This is a genomic window from Janthinobacterium sp. J1-1, from assembly GCF_030944405.1.
Lineage (GTDB): Bacteria > Pseudomonadota > Gammaproteobacteria > Burkholderiales > Burkholderiaceae_D > Janthinobacterium.
This window is the reverse complement of record NZ_CP132339.1, coordinates 455,172-470,104: the sequence shown is the minus strand read 5'-3', so window position 1 is coordinate 470,104 and position 14,933 is coordinate 455,172. Positions and strand designations below refer to the sequence as shown.

At 63.2% G+C, this 14,933-nt stretch carries 14 protein-coding genes and 1 pseudogene; 11 read left to right on the top strand and 4 right to left on the bottom strand.

The window, feature by feature from the left end; genetic code table 11:
• The first annotated feature begins 230 nt into the window (after positions 1-230).
• The 3 genes from minC to minE are packed head-to-tail and all read left to right on the top strand — an operon-like array spanning position 231 to position 2,075.
• Positions 231-968: a septum site-determining protein MinC gene (gene minC / locus Q8L25_RS02090; RefSeq protein WP_308923339.1), complete on the top strand. Its 738-nt coding sequence runs from the start codon at positions 231-233 to the stop codon at positions 966-968.
• A 38-nt stretch (positions 969-1,006) separates the two neighbouring features.
• Complete coding sequence (gene minD, locus Q8L25_RS02085; protein WP_308923338.1) at positions 1,007-1,822, top strand: septum site-determining protein MinD; 816 nt, start codon at positions 1,007-1,009, stop codon at positions 1,820-1,822.
• Position 1,823: 1 nt separating this feature from the next.
• Entirely contained in the window at positions 1,824-2,075 is a 252-nt protein-coding gene (gene minE, locus Q8L25_RS02080) for a cell division topological specificity factor MinE (protein ID WP_065307788.1), read from the top strand.
• Positions 2,076-2,090: 15 nt separating this feature from the next.
• On the opposite strand, the gene Q8L25_RS02075 is transcribed toward minE, so the two are convergent.
• Positions 2,091-2,594 carry a hypothetical protein gene (locus Q8L25_RS02075; protein WP_308923337.1) on the bottom strand — a complete coding sequence of 168 codons (504 nt, stop codon included), beginning with the start codon at positions 2,592-2,594 and terminating at the stop codon, positions 2,091-2,093.
• A gap of 166 nt (positions 2,595-2,760) precedes the next feature.
• On the opposite strand from Q8L25_RS02075, the gene Q8L25_RS02070 reads away from it, so the two are divergent.
• The 8 genes and pseudogenes from Q8L25_RS02070 (at position 2,761) to Q8L25_RS02035 (ending at position 11,587) form a co-directional block, all read left to right on the top strand.
• A complete protein-coding gene (locus Q8L25_RS02070; protein WP_308923336.1) occupies positions 2,761-3,465 on the top strand; it encodes a response regulator transcription factor in 705 nt (234 codons plus the stop codon).
• Positions 3,466-3,538: 73 nt separating this feature from the next.
• Positions 3,539-4,813 carry a glutamyl-tRNA reductase gene (gene hemA, locus Q8L25_RS02065; RefSeq protein WP_308923335.1) on the top strand — a complete coding sequence of 425 codons (1,275 nt, stop codon included), beginning with the start codon at positions 3,539-3,541 and terminating at the stop codon, positions 4,811-4,813.
• An 83-nt stretch (positions 4,814-4,896) separates the two neighbouring features.
• Positions 4,897-5,973 carry a peptide chain release factor 1 gene (gene prfA, locus Q8L25_RS02060; RefSeq protein ID WP_308923334.1) on the top strand — a complete coding sequence of 359 codons (1,077 nt, stop codon included), beginning with the start codon at positions 4,897-4,899 and terminating at the stop codon, positions 5,971-5,973.
• Positions 5,974-6,152: 179 nt separating this feature from the next.
• A complete protein-coding gene (locus Q8L25_RS02055; RefSeq protein ID WP_308923333.1) occupies positions 6,153-6,623 on the top strand; it encodes a disulfide bond formation protein B in 471 nt (156 codons plus the stop codon).
• An 11-nt stretch (positions 6,624-6,634) separates the two neighbouring features.
• A complete protein-coding gene (prmC, locus tag Q8L25_RS02050; RefSeq protein WP_308923332.1) occupies positions 6,635-7,465 on the top strand; it encodes a peptide chain release factor N(5)-glutamine methyltransferase in 831 nt (276 codons plus the stop codon).
• Between the two features lie 218 nt (positions 7,466-7,683).
• Positions 7,684-9,276 carry a glutamate--cysteine ligase gene (gene gshA, locus Q8L25_RS02045; RefSeq protein ID WP_308923331.1) on the top strand — a complete coding sequence of 531 codons (1,593 nt, stop codon included), beginning with the start codon at positions 7,684-7,686 and terminating at the stop codon, positions 9,274-9,276.
• Positions 9,277-9,302: 26 nt separating this feature from the next.
• Positions 9,303-10,346 (top strand): histone deacetylase family protein, encoded by a 1,044-nt coding sequence (locus Q8L25_RS02040; RefSeq protein WP_308923330.1) that lies wholly within the window; start codon positions 9,303-9,305, stop codon positions 10,344-10,346.
• Positions 10,347-10,626: 280 nt separating this feature from the next.
• Positions 10,627-11,587 (top strand): annotated as a pseudogene (locus tag Q8L25_RS02035) (IS110 family transposase).
• 78 nt (positions 11,588-11,665) lie between these two features.
• Here the strand turns inward: Q8L25_RS02035 and Q8L25_RS02030 are convergent.
• The 3 genes from Q8L25_RS02030 to Q8L25_RS02020 form a co-directional block, all read right to left on the bottom strand.
• On the bottom strand, positions 11,666-12,457 hold the full coding sequence (locus Q8L25_RS02030) for a LytTR family DNA-binding domain-containing protein (RefSeq protein WP_308923329.1): 792 nt from the start codon (positions 12,455-12,457) through the stop codon (positions 11,666-11,668).
• Positions 12,450-13,706, bottom strand: coding sequence for a histidine kinase (locus Q8L25_RS02025; protein WP_308923328.1), 1,257 nt, complete (start codon positions 13,704-13,706; stop codon positions 12,450-12,452). Before Q8L25_RS02025 ends, Q8L25_RS02030 begins: the two co-directional genes overlap by 8 nt.
• 118 nt (positions 13,707-13,824) lie before the next feature.
• The gene (locus Q8L25_RS02020) at positions 13,825-14,862 is read right to left on the bottom strand and encodes a LacI family DNA-binding transcriptional regulator (RefSeq protein WP_308923327.1); all 1,038 of its coding nucleotides are present in this window, start codon (positions 14,860-14,862) and stop codon (positions 13,825-13,827) included.
• Between the last annotated feature and the right edge of the window lie 71 nt (positions 14,863-14,933).

Below are 14,933 nucleotides of genomic sequence, written 5' to 3'. Positions count from 1 at the left end.
AAGCGCCAAGGCAGGCTTCAGACCGCATGCACGGCTGTTTTCAGGGCGACGCCACAGGTTTTCCGGGCGCCGCCCTTATTTTTTGACATCAAGCACATGTTGCTCTACGGAATAGCATCCGTGCGGCCCCTGACGGCGATTTTTTTGCAGTAGAATGCAAGAAATTTACTGCTTTCCATGTGCGCCTATCGGTCACCGGGCCTTCCGCAGTTTCACTCTGAACAACGTTTATGTCCAAAAGCCTGCCGCAGAAGCCGATTGAAATCAAGATTTCCACTGTCGTTGCCGTCTCGGCCATCGTGCATGGCGCCGATACGCAGGCGCTCGATGCGGCCCTGCACGACATGACGGGCGGCGTGGCCGACTTTTTCGAGGACGACCTGGCGGTGCTCGATGTGGCGGACCTGGCGCCCGGCGACACCCCCGTCGACTGGGCCGCGCTGGTGGCCTTGCTGAAAAAATACCGGCTGAACGCCGTTGCCGTGCGCAATGCCGCGCCGGAGATGCATGACGCCATCCTGGCGCAGGGCCTGAGCCTGGACAGTGGCAAGACGCGCGACGATGCGCCGGCCAAGGACGGTCCGACCCTGGCCGCCGAATCCGGCGCCGAAGCGCAGGTGATGGTGATCGACACGCCGGTGCGCGCAGGCCAGCGCATCTATGCGCGCGGCTGCGACCTGATCATCACGGCGGTCGTCAACAATGGCGCCGAGATCATCGCCGACGGCAGCATCCATGTGTATTCCTCGCTGTACGGGCGCGCGCTGGCCGGCGCCTCGGGCAATCCGCAGGCGCGCATCTTCGCGCTGGCGATGGAGCCGGAACTGGTGTCGATCGCCGGCGTGTACCGTACCTTCGAGGATGGCTTTACGCCGGAGATGAAGGGCGGGCCGGCGCAAATTCGCTTGGCTGGCGACAGAATCGAGATACACTCTGTCAAACCGGTTCCCCCCGTCAACCGCTCTTGAGCTGGACCACTCCGAGAGATATCTGAAAAGGATTATTTGTGGCAAGAATTATTGTTGTGACGTCCGGCAAGGGCGGTGTCGGTAAAACCACCTCCAGCGCCAGTTTTTCCACTGGCCTGGCCCTGCGCGGCCACAAGACAGCCGTGCTCGACTTCGACGTGGGCCTGCGCAATCTCGACCTGATCATGGGTTGCGAACGCCGCGTGGTCTATGACCTGATCAATGTGATCAATAAAGAAGCGACCCTGAACCAGGCGCTGATCAAGGACAAGCACTGCGACAACCTGTTCATCCTGCCCGCCTCGCAAACGCGCGACAAGGACGCGCTGACCGAGGAAGGCGTGGAACGCGTGTTGAACGACCTGATCAACATGGGCTTTGAATTCATCATCTGCGATTCGCCGGCCGGCATCGAACATGGCGCGCTGATGGCGCTCACCTTCGCCGACGAAGCCATCATCGTCACCAATCCGGAAGTATCGTCGGTACGCGATTCGGACCGCATCCTGGGCATCCTGCAAGCCAAGTCGCGCCGCGCGCAGACCGGCGCCGAGCCGGTCAAGGAGCACCTCTTGATTACCCGCTACGCGCCGAAACGGGTGGAATCGGAAGAAATGCTGTCCTACCAGGACGTGCAGGAAATCCTGCGCATCCCGCTGGTGGGCATCATTCCGGAATCGGAACAGGTACTGGCCGCCTCGAACCAGGGCAACCCGGCCATCCATTTCAAGGGCACCGACGTGGCGCAAGCCTACGAAGACGTGGTCTCGCGCTTCCTCGGCGAAGAAGTGCCGTTGCGCTTCACCAATTATGAAAAGCCTGGTTTGCTCCAGCGCATTTTTGGGACGAAGTGACATGGCCTTGCTTTCTTTCCTGTTCCCCCCCAAACCGAAAACGGCCAGCGCGGCCAAGGAACGCCTGCAGATCATCATCGCGCGCGAACGCAGCGGCCGCGACGGCCCCGACTTCCTGCCCGCCCTGCACAAGGAATTGATCGAGGTTATCTCCAAGTACACCAAGGTCAACGCCGAAGACATCAAGATCTCGCTCGACCGCCAGGGCAACCTGGAAGTGCTGGACGTGAACGTGGTGCTGCCGGACGCCTGACCTCTTCCCCGGCCCTCAGCTCGGCCGTACCGCAATCAGCTCCTGCGCCACCGCGGCGCAGGCGTTGACGTGCTGGTTGCCGATCTGGCGGAACACGGCGTAGCCGAGCGCGGCCGCCACGGCCTGGCCGGCGAACGGCACGAAGCGGGCTACCTGCTTGCTGGCCAATTTGACGCCGCTGCGCTTGAGCAGGTGGATGATCAGTTCGCGCGTCACCAATTTCCCTACCAGCATGCCACCCATGCCGATCGCCACGCGATAGGCCATCAGCTTGAACTGCGGGTTCAGTTTTTCGATCTGCTCCGGCGTCAGGCCGAATTCATGGTTGATATCGTTGATCAGCATCGACAAGAGGCCAACGTCCGACATCAGGTCGATGCCCGGGATCGGAATGGCCGAGGTGCCGGCCGACATCAGGGCGCGGCGGCCCACCAGGCGGCGGCAGCGCTCGCGCGCCTGCTCGATTTCGGCCAGGCTGCCCGGGATCAGATTCCAATCGGTGACGGTATTGTCTGGCATACGGTTTCTCCACGCGGTAAAGGCAAGCCCAAGTGTAGCGGAAAGGGGCGCCCTTTCGATTTCACTGGACACAGTTGCAATCTCTGTTATATTTCATGAGAGCATTCCTTAACATTACGATAAGCAGCGCTGCCCGTCTGTTTGTTGTTACACATTCCAGCCAAATATGCGAATTGCCGTACTCGATAGCGACCATAGCCAGGCAGAACTGATCTGCCAGGTGCTCACTGCGGCAGGACATGCTTGCCATGAATTCCAGAGCGCCAAGGACATGCTGGGGCAACTGCGCAAGGACAGCTGCGACATGCTGATCCTCGACTGGCAGGTCAGCGACCTCGATGGCGCCGAAGTATTGCGCCGTGCACGCGAAAAACTGGCGCCCAAGGCGCCGGTGTTGTTTATGACCAACAGCTCGGGCGAAGACGATATCGTCGCCGGCATCAAGGCGGGCGCCGACGACTACCTGATAAAACCGCTGCGGCGCAGCGAACTGGCGCTGCGGGCCCAGGCCCTGCTGCGGCTGGCCTATCCCACGCAAAATAGTGCCGAGCAATTGCAATTTGGCAATTACACCTTTGAAACGCGCGCCGGCCGGCTGCTGATGGATGGCGAACCGCTCGACGTGACGCACAAGGAATTTGCCCTGGCGCTGCTGTTTTTCCGCAACCTGGGCCGGCCTTTGTCGCGCGCCTACATCCATGAAGCCGTGTGGCAACGCGAAACGGCCCTGCCGTCGCGCACCATGGATACCCACGTTTCGCGCGTGCGCAACAAGCTGCAGCTGAAACCCGAGCACGGCTACCGGCTGGTGCCCGTCTACAGCTATGGTTACCGCCTGGAAAAGCTGAACGCCCAGCCGGCAAATGCCTGAGCCGTGGCGGGCCTGCTCAATCGGCGGGCACAAAGCGCTATAATGTCGGCATAAGTCATCCCACTGCCCTCACATGCAACTGTTAGCCGTCGGCCTCAATCACACCACCGCACCAGTGTCGCTCCGCGAACAGCTGGCGTTTTCGCCTGAGCATCTGGGTCAGGCCGTGGTCGCGGCGCGCACCTGGTTCCAGCGCATCGACTTGCGTGACAATGATGAAGCGGCAATTTTGTCGACCTGCAACCGCACCGAGCTGTATGCGGCCAGCCGGGTGCCGAATCCGCTCGACGCCGGCGCGCATTTCCTGGCCGACTATCACAAGCTCAGCTACAGCGAGCTGCGTCCCCACCTGTACATGCTGCCGCAGCACGACGCCGTGCGCCACACCTTCCGCGTCGCCTCCGGGCTCGATTCGATGGTGCTCGGCGAAACACAGATCCTGGGCCAGATCAAGGACGCGATCCGCACGGCCGATGAAGTGGGCGGCCTGGGCACGTATCTGCACCAGTTGTTCCAGCGCAGTTTTTCGGTCGCCAAGGAAGTGCGCAGCACCACCGAGATCGGCGCCCACAGCGTGTCGATGGCGGCCGCCGCCGTGCGCCTGTCGCAGCGCATCTTCGACAAGATCGCCGAGCAGAATGTGCTGTTCATCGGCGCCGGCGAAATGATCGAGCTGTGCGCCACGCACTTTGCGGCGCAGAATCCGAACAGCATCACGATCGCCAACCGCACCATGGAACGGGGCGAGGCGCTGGCCCACCGTTTCAACGGCAAGGCGATCCGCCTGGCCGACCTGCCGGAAAAGCTGCACCAGTTCGACATCGTCATCTCGTGCACGGCCTCATCGTTACCGCTGCTGGGCCTGGGCCTGGTCGAGCGCGCCATCAAGGCGCGCCGCCACAAGCCGATGTTCATGGTCGACCTGGCCGTGCCGCGCGATATCGAAACGGAAGTCGGCCGCCTGAACGACGTGTTCCTGTACACGGTCGACGACCTGGGCAAGGTGGTGCAGACGGGCCTGGAAAGCCGCCAGGCGGCCGTGGCGCAGGCCGAAGCCATCATCGAGACGCGCGTGCAATCGTTCATGACCTGGGTCGACGACCGCGCCATGGTGCCGGTGATCCAGGATCTGCATGAAAGCAGCGAAACCCTGCGCCAGATGGAAGTCGAACGCGCGCGCAAGATGCTGGCCAAGGGCGCCGATATCGACGCCGTGCTCGAAGCGCTGTCGAAAGGCCTGACGGCCAAGTTCATGCACGGCCCGCAACAGGCCCTGCACCGCGCGCAAGGCGACGAGCGCAAGCAACTGGCCACCCTGCTGCCGAAACTGTTCCGTCCACGCCGTTAGCGCAGAGCGCTGGCCGTCTGCCGGCCCGGCTTTCCAGGCGCGCCCACGTGCGCCCTCCCCGTTCACTTTTATCCCGAATTGCTATGAAACCATCCATGCTGTCCAAGCTCGATCAACTGGCGAACCGCCTGGTTGAACTCGACGAACTGTTGATGCACCAGGACGCCACCTCGAATATGGACAGCTATCGCAAGATGACGCGCGAGCATGCGGAACTCGGTCCGCTGGTGGCGCTGTACCATTCCTACCAGGAAGCGGGCAATGACATCGTCACGGCGCAGGAAATGCTGGCCGACCCCGACATGAAGGAATTTGCCCAGGATGAAATCGAGTCGGCGAAAACCACCATGACGCAGCTGGAACGCGAACTGCAGACCATGCTGCTGCCCAAGGACGCGAATGACGAGCGCAATATTTTCCTGGAAATTCGCGCCGGCACCGGCGGCGACGAGTCGGCCCTGTTCGCCGGCGACCTGCTGCGCATGTACACGCGCTTTGCCGAGCGCAACCGCTGGCAGGTGGAACTGGTATCGGCCTCCGATTCCGACCTGGGCGGCTACCGCGAAGTGATCGTGCGCCTGGTCGGCAATGGCGCGTATTCCAAGCTGAAATTCGAATCGGGCGGCCACCGCGTGCAGCGCGTGCCGGCCACCGAAACGCAGGGCCGCATCCACACTTCGGCCTGCACCGTGGCCGTGATGCCGGAAGCGGACGAGGTGGAAGACGTCAATATCAACCCGGCCGACCTGCGCATCGATACCTACCGCGCCTCGGGCGCCGGCGGCCAGCACATCAACAAGACCGACTCGGCCGTGCGGATTACCCACTTGCCGACCGGTATCGTGGTCGAATGCCAGGACGACCGCAGCCAGCACAAGAACAAGGCGCAGGCCATGAAGGTGCTGGCGGCGCGCATCAAGGACGTGCAGCTGCGCGAACAGCAGTCGAAAGAGGCGGCCACCCGCAAGAGCCTGATCGGCTCGGGCGACCGCAGCGAGCGCATCCGTACCTATAATTTCCCGCAAGGGCGCATGACCGACCACCGCATCAACCTGACCTTGTACAAGCTCGATTTCATCATGGATGGGGATTTGACGGAGCTGACCAATGCACTGGCGGCGGAACACCAGGCGGAATTGCTGGCGGCGCTGGGGGATTGAATTGATGCTGGTGGTGGTGTCGGATTACGCTCCGCTAATCCGACCTACGCTGCATCTCTGTAGGTCGGCTTGGCGCGCAGCGCCTAAGCCGACAAGTTTAAGTATAGGTTAAGCAGCAACATTTTCCGCCTGTGCGAAAATGCATGGCTGAAAATCCGATCCACCTTACCGTGTCGCCCATGAAAAACTCCCGCACCGTCTTACTGATTATCGCCGCCCTGTGCTTCGCCATGCTGGGCGTGGCCATGTATCTGCAGCATGTGATGAACATGGCGCCCTGCCCGCTGTGCGTGATCCAGCGCTATCTGTTCATCGCGATTGCGATTGGCTGCCTGATCGGCGCGGCTTCGAAAACACCGGCGATCGGCGCCACCATCGGCTTGCTGGCCTCGCTGGGTGGCCTGGGCGTGGCTGGCAAGCATCTGTATGTGCTGGCCAATCCGGGCTATTCCTGCGGCATCGATCCGGTGGAAACGGTGCTGAACAAGATTTTCACGGCGCAAACCATGCCTTTCATGTTTGAATCGTACGGCGCCTGCGAAAATGCGGGCGAGGCCTTTATGGGCCTGTCGATTCCGCAATGGGCGTTTGTCTGGTTCGCCATCTTCGCGCTCGGCCTGTTGTGGACCTTGCTGCGCCGCAAAAAATAAACGAAAGCACCATGTCTGAAACATTGATTCCCGCCGGCAGCACCGTCGGCGCCCTGCAGCAGCGTCCGCTACTCGACGCCGTCGATAACCGCATCCTGCTCAGCCATGCGCTGGGCCTGTCGCGCGTGGGCCTGATCACGCAGTCCGAACGCGTGCTGACCGGCGATGAGGCGCAGCGCCTGTCGAACTTGATGGAACGCCGTTTGCGCGGTGAACCGGTGGCCTATATCGTCGGCCAGCGCGAATTTTTCGGCCTGCCGTTTGCCGTCAGCGACGCCGTGCTGATACCGCGCCCCGATACCGAAGTGCTGGTGGAACTGGCGCTGGACCGCTTGCCGCCGGGCGGGCGCGTGCTCGACATGGGCACCGGCAGCGGCGCCATCGCCGTCGCCCTGGCCCATACCCGGCCCGACGCAGTGGTCACGGCGCTGGACGTCAGCAGCGCGGCGCTGGCCGTGGCGCGCCGCAACGCCAGCGCCAACGGCGTCAATATCACCTTCATGGCCAGCGACTGGTTCAGCGCGCTGGGCACGGAAAAATTCGATTTGATCGTTTCCAATCCGCCGTATATCGCCAGCGGCGACCGCCACCTGGCCGAAGGCGATTTGCGTTTCGAGCCGTCCGGCGCCCTGACCGACCATGCCGACGGCCTGTCGGCGCTGCGCACCATCGTCGCCGGCGCCGCGCGCCACCTGGCGCCCAAGGCCTGGCTGCTGATGGAACATGGCTACGACCAGGCCGCTTCGGTGCGCCAGTTGCTGAGCAACGCCGGTTTCAACCAGTCGCAAAGCTGGCGCGACCTGGCCGATATCGAGCGCGTGAGTGGCGCCCGCCACGGCTGACATATTTTCCACACCTTCTCACCCGCTTGACCGCGCAACGCGCCGTTGAGCGTCCAGTTTGCTAAAATATCAAGCGATTCCTGAGCGCCGCCTGTGCCCTGTCCCCCGGGCGCAGGCGGGCGGCGCGGCGCTTTTTGGGAGGCCGCCGACGCAGTTGCGCATTTTCGGTTAATCTCAGCACCACATTTTTATTTGCTGTACAAGAAAGGAAGCTCAAATTGCCCAACCTGTTGACTCGCCGCCTGGCATTGCTGACCGAAGATGCCAACCGCGCGCTGCTGGGCGGATTGCGCGGCATCGAGCGTGAAACCCTGCGCGTCGATCACGCCGGCCATCTGGCTTCCACGCCCCATCCTGCCGCCCTGGGTTCGGCGCTGACCCACCCTGAAATCACCACCGACTACGCCGAAGCGCTGCTCGAATTCATCACCCCGGCCGAAGCCGACATCGCCGTCACGCTCGATAAACTCGACACCGTGCACCGCCATGCCTACAGCCGCCTGGGCGACGAACTGCTGTGGAGCCAGTCGATGCCGGGCCAGCTGCCCGATGAAGACCATATAGCGATCGCCAACTACGGCACCTCGAACATGGGCATGCTCAAGCATGTGTACCGGCGCGGCCTGGCGCTGCGCTATGGCAAGGCCATGCAATGCATCGCCGGCATCCATTACAACTACTCGCTGGACGAAGGCCTGTGGCAGTTGCTGGCGGCCGATGCCGGCACCAGCACCACCACTGCGGCCACGGTAAAAGACGTGCAATCGGAAAGCTATCTGGCGACGATCCGCAATTTCCGCCGCTACAGCTGGCTGTTGATGTATCTGTTCGGTGCCTCGCCGGCGCTGGCGTCCGGCTTCTTGCGCGGCCGCCCGCACAAGCTCGACACCCTGTCCGATGACACCCTGTATTTGCCGTATGCGACCAGCCTGCGCATGAGCGACCTGGGCTACCAGAACGACGCCCAGTCGGGCCTGCGTCCGCACGAAAACAGCCTCGACGATTACGTCAACGCGCTGACGCACGCCGTCAACGACCCGTATGCGCCGTATGCTGAACTGGGCACCAAAAAAGACGGCGAATGGATACAGCTGTCGACCAACGTGCTGCAGATCGAGAACGAATACTATTCGACCATCCGCCCCAAGCGCGTGATCCGCACCGGCGAGCGGCCGATCCAGGCGCTGTGCCTGCGCGGCGTGCAATATATCGAAGTGCGCTGCATGGATGTCGACCCGTTCGAGCCGGTCGGCATCAGCCTGCCGACGGGCCGCTTCCTCGACGCCTTCTTGCTGTTCTGCGCCCTCGACGAGAGCGCGCCGATCTCAAGCGAACAGAGCGCCTGCTACACGGCCAACTTTGCGCGCACCGTCAAGGAAGGCCGCAAGCCGGGTCTCACCCTGCGCCGCGACGGCAAAGAGATCGGCCTGCAAGCCTGGGGCCAGGAACTGCTGGCGCGCATCGCGCCGGTGGCGGCCTTGCTGGACGCGCGCCATGGCGGCACCGAACACGCCGACAGCCTGGCGGCGCAAGCGGCCAAACTGCTGGACCCGGACGCCACGCCGTCGGCGCGCGTGCTGCGCGAACTGCGCGCCAACGGCGGCTCGTTTGCCGCCTTCGGCCTGCGGCAAAGCGAGCGCCATGCGGCGTTTTTCCGCGAGCAGCCGCCAACGGCCGAACAGAGCGCCTACTTCGACCAGCTGGCGTTTGATTCGCTGGCCGAACAGCGCGCCATGGAAGCGGCGCCGCAAGGCAGCTTTGACGACTATGTCGCTTCCTACCGCGCCAGCACCCTGTGTGCGCACTCCTGACTCTCTAACCTCCTGCAAAGCGCCCGATGCTGACCTTCTATAATGAATTGCACAGCCAGCATCGGGGCCGCTTCGAGATGTTTCGCGGTGAAATCGTGCCCTGCTTCGAGACCCCGGAACGGGCCGACATGGTGGTGGCCGAACTGGGCCGGCGCAACCTGGGCCGCATCGTCACGCCGCACGGCGTGCCGCTGACTTCCCTGGAACGCATCCACACGCCGCGCTACCTGCATTTCTTGCGCCACGCCTGGCACGACTGGCTGGCGCTCGACCCCGACAACGCCAACCGCGACGCCGTGCCGTCGGTCTGGCCGGTGCGCACCTTGCGCAGCGATATCGAGCCCGACAATTTCACGGCCAAGCTGGGCCTGTATTCGATGGACAACGGCACGCCGCTCACAAGCGGCACCTGGACCGCCGCCAAGACGGGCGCCGACTGCGCCGTGAACGCGGCCCACGCGCTGCGCCTCGGCGAACGGGCGACGTTTGCCCTGACGCGCCCGCCGGGCCACCATGCGGGCGCCGATTTTTTCGGCGGCTACTGCTTTCTCAATAACGCCGCGCTGGCGGCCCAGCACCTGCTCGACGACGGCGCGCGCCGGGTCGCCATCCTCGACCTCGATTACCACCACGGCAACGGCACCCAAAGCATTTTCTATGCGCGCAACGACGTGCTGTTCGTCTCCATGCACGCCGACCCGCGCCAGGAATATCCGTTCTACCTGGGCCATGCCGACGAGACCGGGATTGATGCCGGCCTGGGCTACAACGTCAACCTGCCGCTGCCGGCCGGCTGCCCCACCACGCAGTGGTTCACCACGCTGGAGACGGCCTGCCTGCGCATCAATATGTACGCGCCCGACGCGCTGGTGGTGTCGCTGGGCGTGGACACCTATGTCGGCGACCCGCTGTCGCATTTCGCCCTGCAAAGCGGCGATTACCTGCGCCTGGGCGAACGGCTGGCTTATCTGAACCTGCCGACCGCGTTTATCCTCGAAGGGGGCTATGCGGTCAAGGAGCTGGGCATCAATGTGGTCAATGTGCTGGAAGGGTTCGAGACGGCGGAATAGATTGCGGTGGTGTGTCGGGTTGCGCGCTGCGCGCTAACCCGACCTTGTATTATTCCTCTCATGCGGTTGGTGGTGTTGCGAACAACATCGACCGCTGTCAAAATTCTTGGTAGGCATATCAAGACCGGGTAACTGGATGCCGTATCCGCCCTTAGGCTCAAAGCCAGCGATGTAGATCTCGCACCAGTTACCCACCCTCCATGTCAAGATCGGACAGTATCTTTGGCACCGGCACGCCGGTAGCCCGCACTCACAAGGTAGATCGCAAGAGGACCACAGCATGTTTAATTTAGGAATCGAGGTTGCCAAGGCCAAGCTGGACTGCGCACTGCGCCTGCCCAATGGCAAGCACCGTAACAAGGTAGTAGAGAACAATCACAAAGGATTTGCTGCACTGAGCGAATGGCTGCTCAAGCATGATGCCGGCAACCCGAGAGTATGTATGGAAGCGACTGGCACTTACTGGGAAGGGGTTGCCGAATATCTGGCCGGACTTGGCATGGTGGTCAGTGTCATCAATCCGGCACAGATGAAGGCCTTTGGCGGCTCGCGCATGGTACGCACCAAGACCGACAAGGTCGACGCGCAGTTGATTGCCGACTCTGCCCATGAGCGCCAACCGCAGCCGTGGACAGCGCCGTCGCCCGCCGCGCAGGCACTGCGCGCCTTGGTGCTGCGCCTCGAAGCGGTGCAAGCGATGCGGTTGCAGGAAACGAATCGGCTCGACGTCGCGCGAGAAGCGGTACGCCAGGGTATCGAGGATCACATTGCCTGGCTCGACAAAGAAATCAAGAAACTCATTCGCGTCATCAAGCGCCATATCGACGATGATCCGGATTTACGCGATAAGCGCGAGCTGCTCGACAGCATCCCTGGTCTGGGTGAGCGCACGATACCAGTGTTGCTGTCGTACTATGCCGATACCGAGCGCTTCGACAACGCCAAGCAAGCCGTGGCGTTTGCGGGACTCGACCCGCGCCAGCACGAGTCAGGATCGAGCGTACGTGGCAAGCCACGCATGTCGAAGATTGGTCACAGTTTCCTGCGAAAGGCGCTGTACATGCCAGCCATGGTGACCGTATACAGGACACCATGGGGTCAGCGCTCTTGGCCAGCGGCTCAGCGCTGCCGGCAAGGCACCGAAACTGATCATCGGCGCCATGATGCGCAAGCTGGTGCACGTGGCATTCGGCGTGCTCAGGTCGGGAAAAATATTTGATCCAACCTTGCACAACGCTTGACGGGGATAACAGTATCTACGCCGCACGGTAGGTCGGATTAGGCCGCAGGCCGTAATCCGACAACTGTGTCAGCACCATTCACATATTCCGGAACAGCGCCATAAACGGCTGGCTCACCGTCAGCGTTTCCGGCCGCGTTTTCAGGCGCAGCAGGCCGCGCCCCATCTCGTCGCGCGATACCGACGCCACCGCCTTCATGTTGACGATGGTCGAGCGGTGGATCTGCTTGAAGACGGCCGGGTCGAGCGAGTCGAGCAGTTCGCGTATCGGTTTCCTCAGCAGGGATTCGCCGTCCGCCGTCATCACCGCCGTGTACTTGGTGTCGGACTGAAAATAGGCGATATCGTCGACCATGATCAGCTTGGTGTCCTTGCCGCTGCTGGCCGTCAGCCACACCAGCGGCGGCGCCTTGGCCACCGACGGCAAGGCGCCCGTCAATTGCTGCAACAATGCCGCCAGGGCCGCATCGGGCGCAGTTCCGGACATGGTTCCCTTGGCCGCGCGCGCCTCGATGCGTTCGCGGCAGGCCTGCAAGCGCGGCCGCGCCACCGGTTTCAACAGGTAATCGACGGCGCCCTTGTCGAAGGCGGCGATCGCGTACTGGTCGTAGGCCGTGATGAACACCACCTGGGTGGCCGGGCTGGCCTCAAACGCGCCGGCCGCCACTTCCAGGCCATTCAAGCCCGGCATGCGGATATCGAGCAGGGCCACGTCGGGCTGGAAGGTGGCGATCGCCTCCAAGGCCGCGCCGCCATCGTCGCAGGCGGCCACCACGCGCAGCTCGGGCCACACTTCGGACAGCAAGGTCAGCAGCGCTTCACGCAGCAGGGTTTCGTCTTCTGCGACGACACAAGTGAAAGACCTAGCCATATGCCGCTCCCCTGGCCGTGCTGTCCGGCACTGTGATGGTGGCGGCCACGCCACCGGGGAAATTCGACACGATGCTGAACAGCGCCGCGTCGCCGTAGGTCAGGCGCAGCCGTTCGCGCACATTGCGCAGGCCGATGCCGGTGCCGCCGCCATGGTCGCTGAAACCCTGGCCGTCGTCGGCCACCGTGATGGCCACCGTGCCCTCGCCGGCGCGCGCCAGTATCCACACGGTGCCGCCGCCGCTTTTCGGCTCCAGCCCGTGCTTGATGGCGTTTTCCACCAGGGTCTGCAGCATCATCGGCGGCAGTTCCACCTGCTTCAAATACTGCGGCACTTCGATCTGCAGATTGAGCCGGCTGCCCATGCGGATTTTCAAAATGTCGAGATAGGCGCGGGCCCTATCCAGCTCGATGCCGATGGTCGACATGGCGTTTTCGGTGCGCGGCAGGGAGTGGCGCAGGTATTCGATCAGATTGCCCAGCATCTCGTCGGCGCGCGCGGGATCGGAGCGCGTCAGCAGCTGGGCGCTGGCCAGGGTGTTGTACAGGAAGTGCGGCTCGACCTGGGCGTGCAGCAGGCTCAGCTTGGCCACCGTCAGTTCCTTTTCCGTCACCGTCTGGCGCGCCTCGGCCTGCTCGCCGCGGCGGCGCTGCGCCACCCGGCGCGTGATCGCCCGCGTCACCGCTTCCGCGTTTTCCAGGTTGGTGCCTTGGTCGACCAGGAACCAGTCGGTCCAGGCGGTGCGCGCCGGCTCGCAGATCAGGGTCACGCTGCCCGCTTCGCCATTCGGCGTGACGGTGGCCAGGATCTGGTTCGGGCGCGGTTCAAGAAAATTGAGCAGATGCCAGCGCGGCGAACCCGCATTGGTATAGGGTGCCGGACGGCGCACGCGGGCCTGCACCTGCAGGCTGTCACGCGCGCTTTCCTGCATCTCGCTGCCCGGCAGTTCGCGGATGGCCGCGTCGATCAGGTCGAATGTTTCGCCGGCCTCGAACGGCACTTCGATCTGGCGCCGCTGGCGGCAGGACAGGGTGGCGCCATTGACCTGGCCGGCGATCAGGCGCACGCGGCGCACATGCGAAAACGCATTGAGGGCGGCAAAGGCGCCCAGCAGGCTGGCGGTGGCGACCACAAAACCTTCAAAATGGGCACCATGCGGCAGCAGGCCGTTGAGCACGATCGAGGCGATCAGCGCATAAGCGGCGAGACTGGCCAGCGCAAGGCGGAAGATAAAGAAGAAGCTGGTCATGATGGTGTCCTGGAGGCGTTGAAGTGAGCCCAGATTAGCAATCAGGGCCAGCCGCGGTGCCCATTATGCGACGAAAGGCATGGATGGGCGACGAAAGCGCAATTTTCAACAGTCGACATCATGCGCGCGGTGGCGCCGTCGACGCGCGCGTGACCAGCACCGGATCGCGGCTGCGGATCACCTGTGGCGCGTCGGGCGCCTGCTCGATCAGTTTCAGCAGCAGATCGATGCCCTGCTCGGCCATTTCGGCCGATGGAATCGCCACCGTGGTCAGCGCCGGGCGGGTCTGGCTGGCCAGCTCGATATCGGTGATGCTGACCACCGAAATATCTTCCGGCACGCGCAGTCCCAGCGCCGCCACCGCGTTCAAGACCCCCAGCGCCGGCAGGTCGTTCGACACGAACAGCGCGCTCAAGTTGGGCCGCTGCCCCAGCAGCGCCAGCGCCGCATCGTAGCCGCTCTGGTAGGCGTCGCTGCAAAAGCGCACATTCGCCTGCACCGGGCGCAGCTGCGCCTGCTGCAACGCTTCGCGGTAGCCGTCGTAGCGGCCATTGTGGATGCCGCCCTTTTCGCTGGCGATAATGGCACCGATGCGGCGGTGCCCAAGCGCCAGCAGATGTTCGGTGGCGATGCGCCCGGCCATGCGCGAATCGAAGGCCACGCACGGGATCGGCGGCGGTGCATCGGGAAACTCCCACACGGCCACCACCACCGGCGTACCGCCGGCCTGGATCGCCAGCAGCTCGTCGATGCGCAGGTCGCCATTGTTGGCCACCAGGATGCCGTCCGACAGCGAACCGGCCACTTCGCCGAGGAAACGCGCGCCGCCGTCTTCTTCGTAATCGGTATTGCAGACCAGCAGATAGCGGCCGTGGCGGCGCGCCGCATGCGTGGCCTGCAAGGTAAATTCCGGATAAAACGGATTGGTGATGCAACCCAACAACAGCGCCAGGGTGGGCGCGCGCCGCTCGACCAGCGCGCGCGCCGTCAGGTTGGGCCGGTAGCCGTTGGCGTCGACCACCTGCATGACTTTTTCGCGCGTTTTTTCGCCGACTCTCCCCTTGCCGCGCAACACATTCGACACCGTCATCGGCGTCACGCCAGCCAGTTCGGCGACATCCTTGATGGTCAACATCTGGCCCCGGCGCTTGCTCATATCCATCCTTATCTGGCCGCGGCATGGTGCCGCCGGCGTTGTTGCACACGACAATAAATTTGTTGCCAATG

What these genes read in the sequence shown, in the direction of transcription:
- minC (WP_308923339.1), top strand. Translation starts at nt 231, where the DNA reads ATGTCCAAAAGCCTGCCGCAGAAGCCGATTGAAATCAAGATTTCCACT.
- minE (WP_065307788.1), top strand. Translation starts at nt 1,824, where the DNA reads ATGGCCTTGCTTTCTTTCCTGTTCCCCCCCAAACCGAAAACGGCCAGC.
- Q8L25_RS02075 (WP_308923337.1), bottom strand. Translation starts at nt 2,594, where the DNA reads ATGCCAGACAATACCGTCACCGATTGGAATCTGATCCCGGGCAGCCTG.
- Q8L25_RS02070 (WP_308923336.1), top strand. Translation starts at nt 2,761, where the DNA reads ATGCGAATTGCCGTACTCGATAGCGACCATAGCCAGGCAGAACTGATC.
- hemA (WP_308923335.1), top strand. Translation starts at nt 3,539, where the DNA reads ATGCAACTGTTAGCCGTCGGCCTCAATCACACCACCGCACCAGTGTCG.
- prfA (WP_308923334.1), top strand. Translation starts at nt 4,897, where the DNA reads ATGAAACCATCCATGCTGTCCAAGCTCGATCAACTGGCGAACCGCCTG.
- Q8L25_RS02055 (WP_308923333.1), top strand. Translation starts at nt 6,153, where the DNA reads ATGAAAAACTCCCGCACCGTCTTACTGATTATCGCCGCCCTGTGCTTC.
- prmC (WP_308923332.1), top strand. Translation starts at nt 6,635, where the DNA reads ATGTCTGAAACATTGATTCCCGCCGGCAGCACCGTCGGCGCCCTGCAG.
- Q8L25_RS02040 (WP_308923330.1), top strand. Translation starts at nt 9,303, where the DNA reads ATGCTGACCTTCTATAATGAATTGCACAGCCAGCATCGGGGCCGCTTC.
- Q8L25_RS02030 (WP_308923329.1), bottom strand. Translation starts at nt 12,457, where the DNA reads ATGGCTAGGTCTTTCACTTGTGTCGTCGCAGAAGACGAAACCCTGCTG.
- Q8L25_RS02025 (WP_308923328.1), bottom strand. Translation starts at nt 13,706, where the DNA reads ATGACCAGCTTCTTCTTTATCTTCCGCCTTGCGCTGGCCAGTCTCGCC.
- Q8L25_RS02020 (WP_308923327.1), bottom strand. Translation starts at nt 14,862, where the DNA reads ATGAGCAAGCGCCGGGGCCAGATGTTGACCATCAAGGATGTCGCCGAA.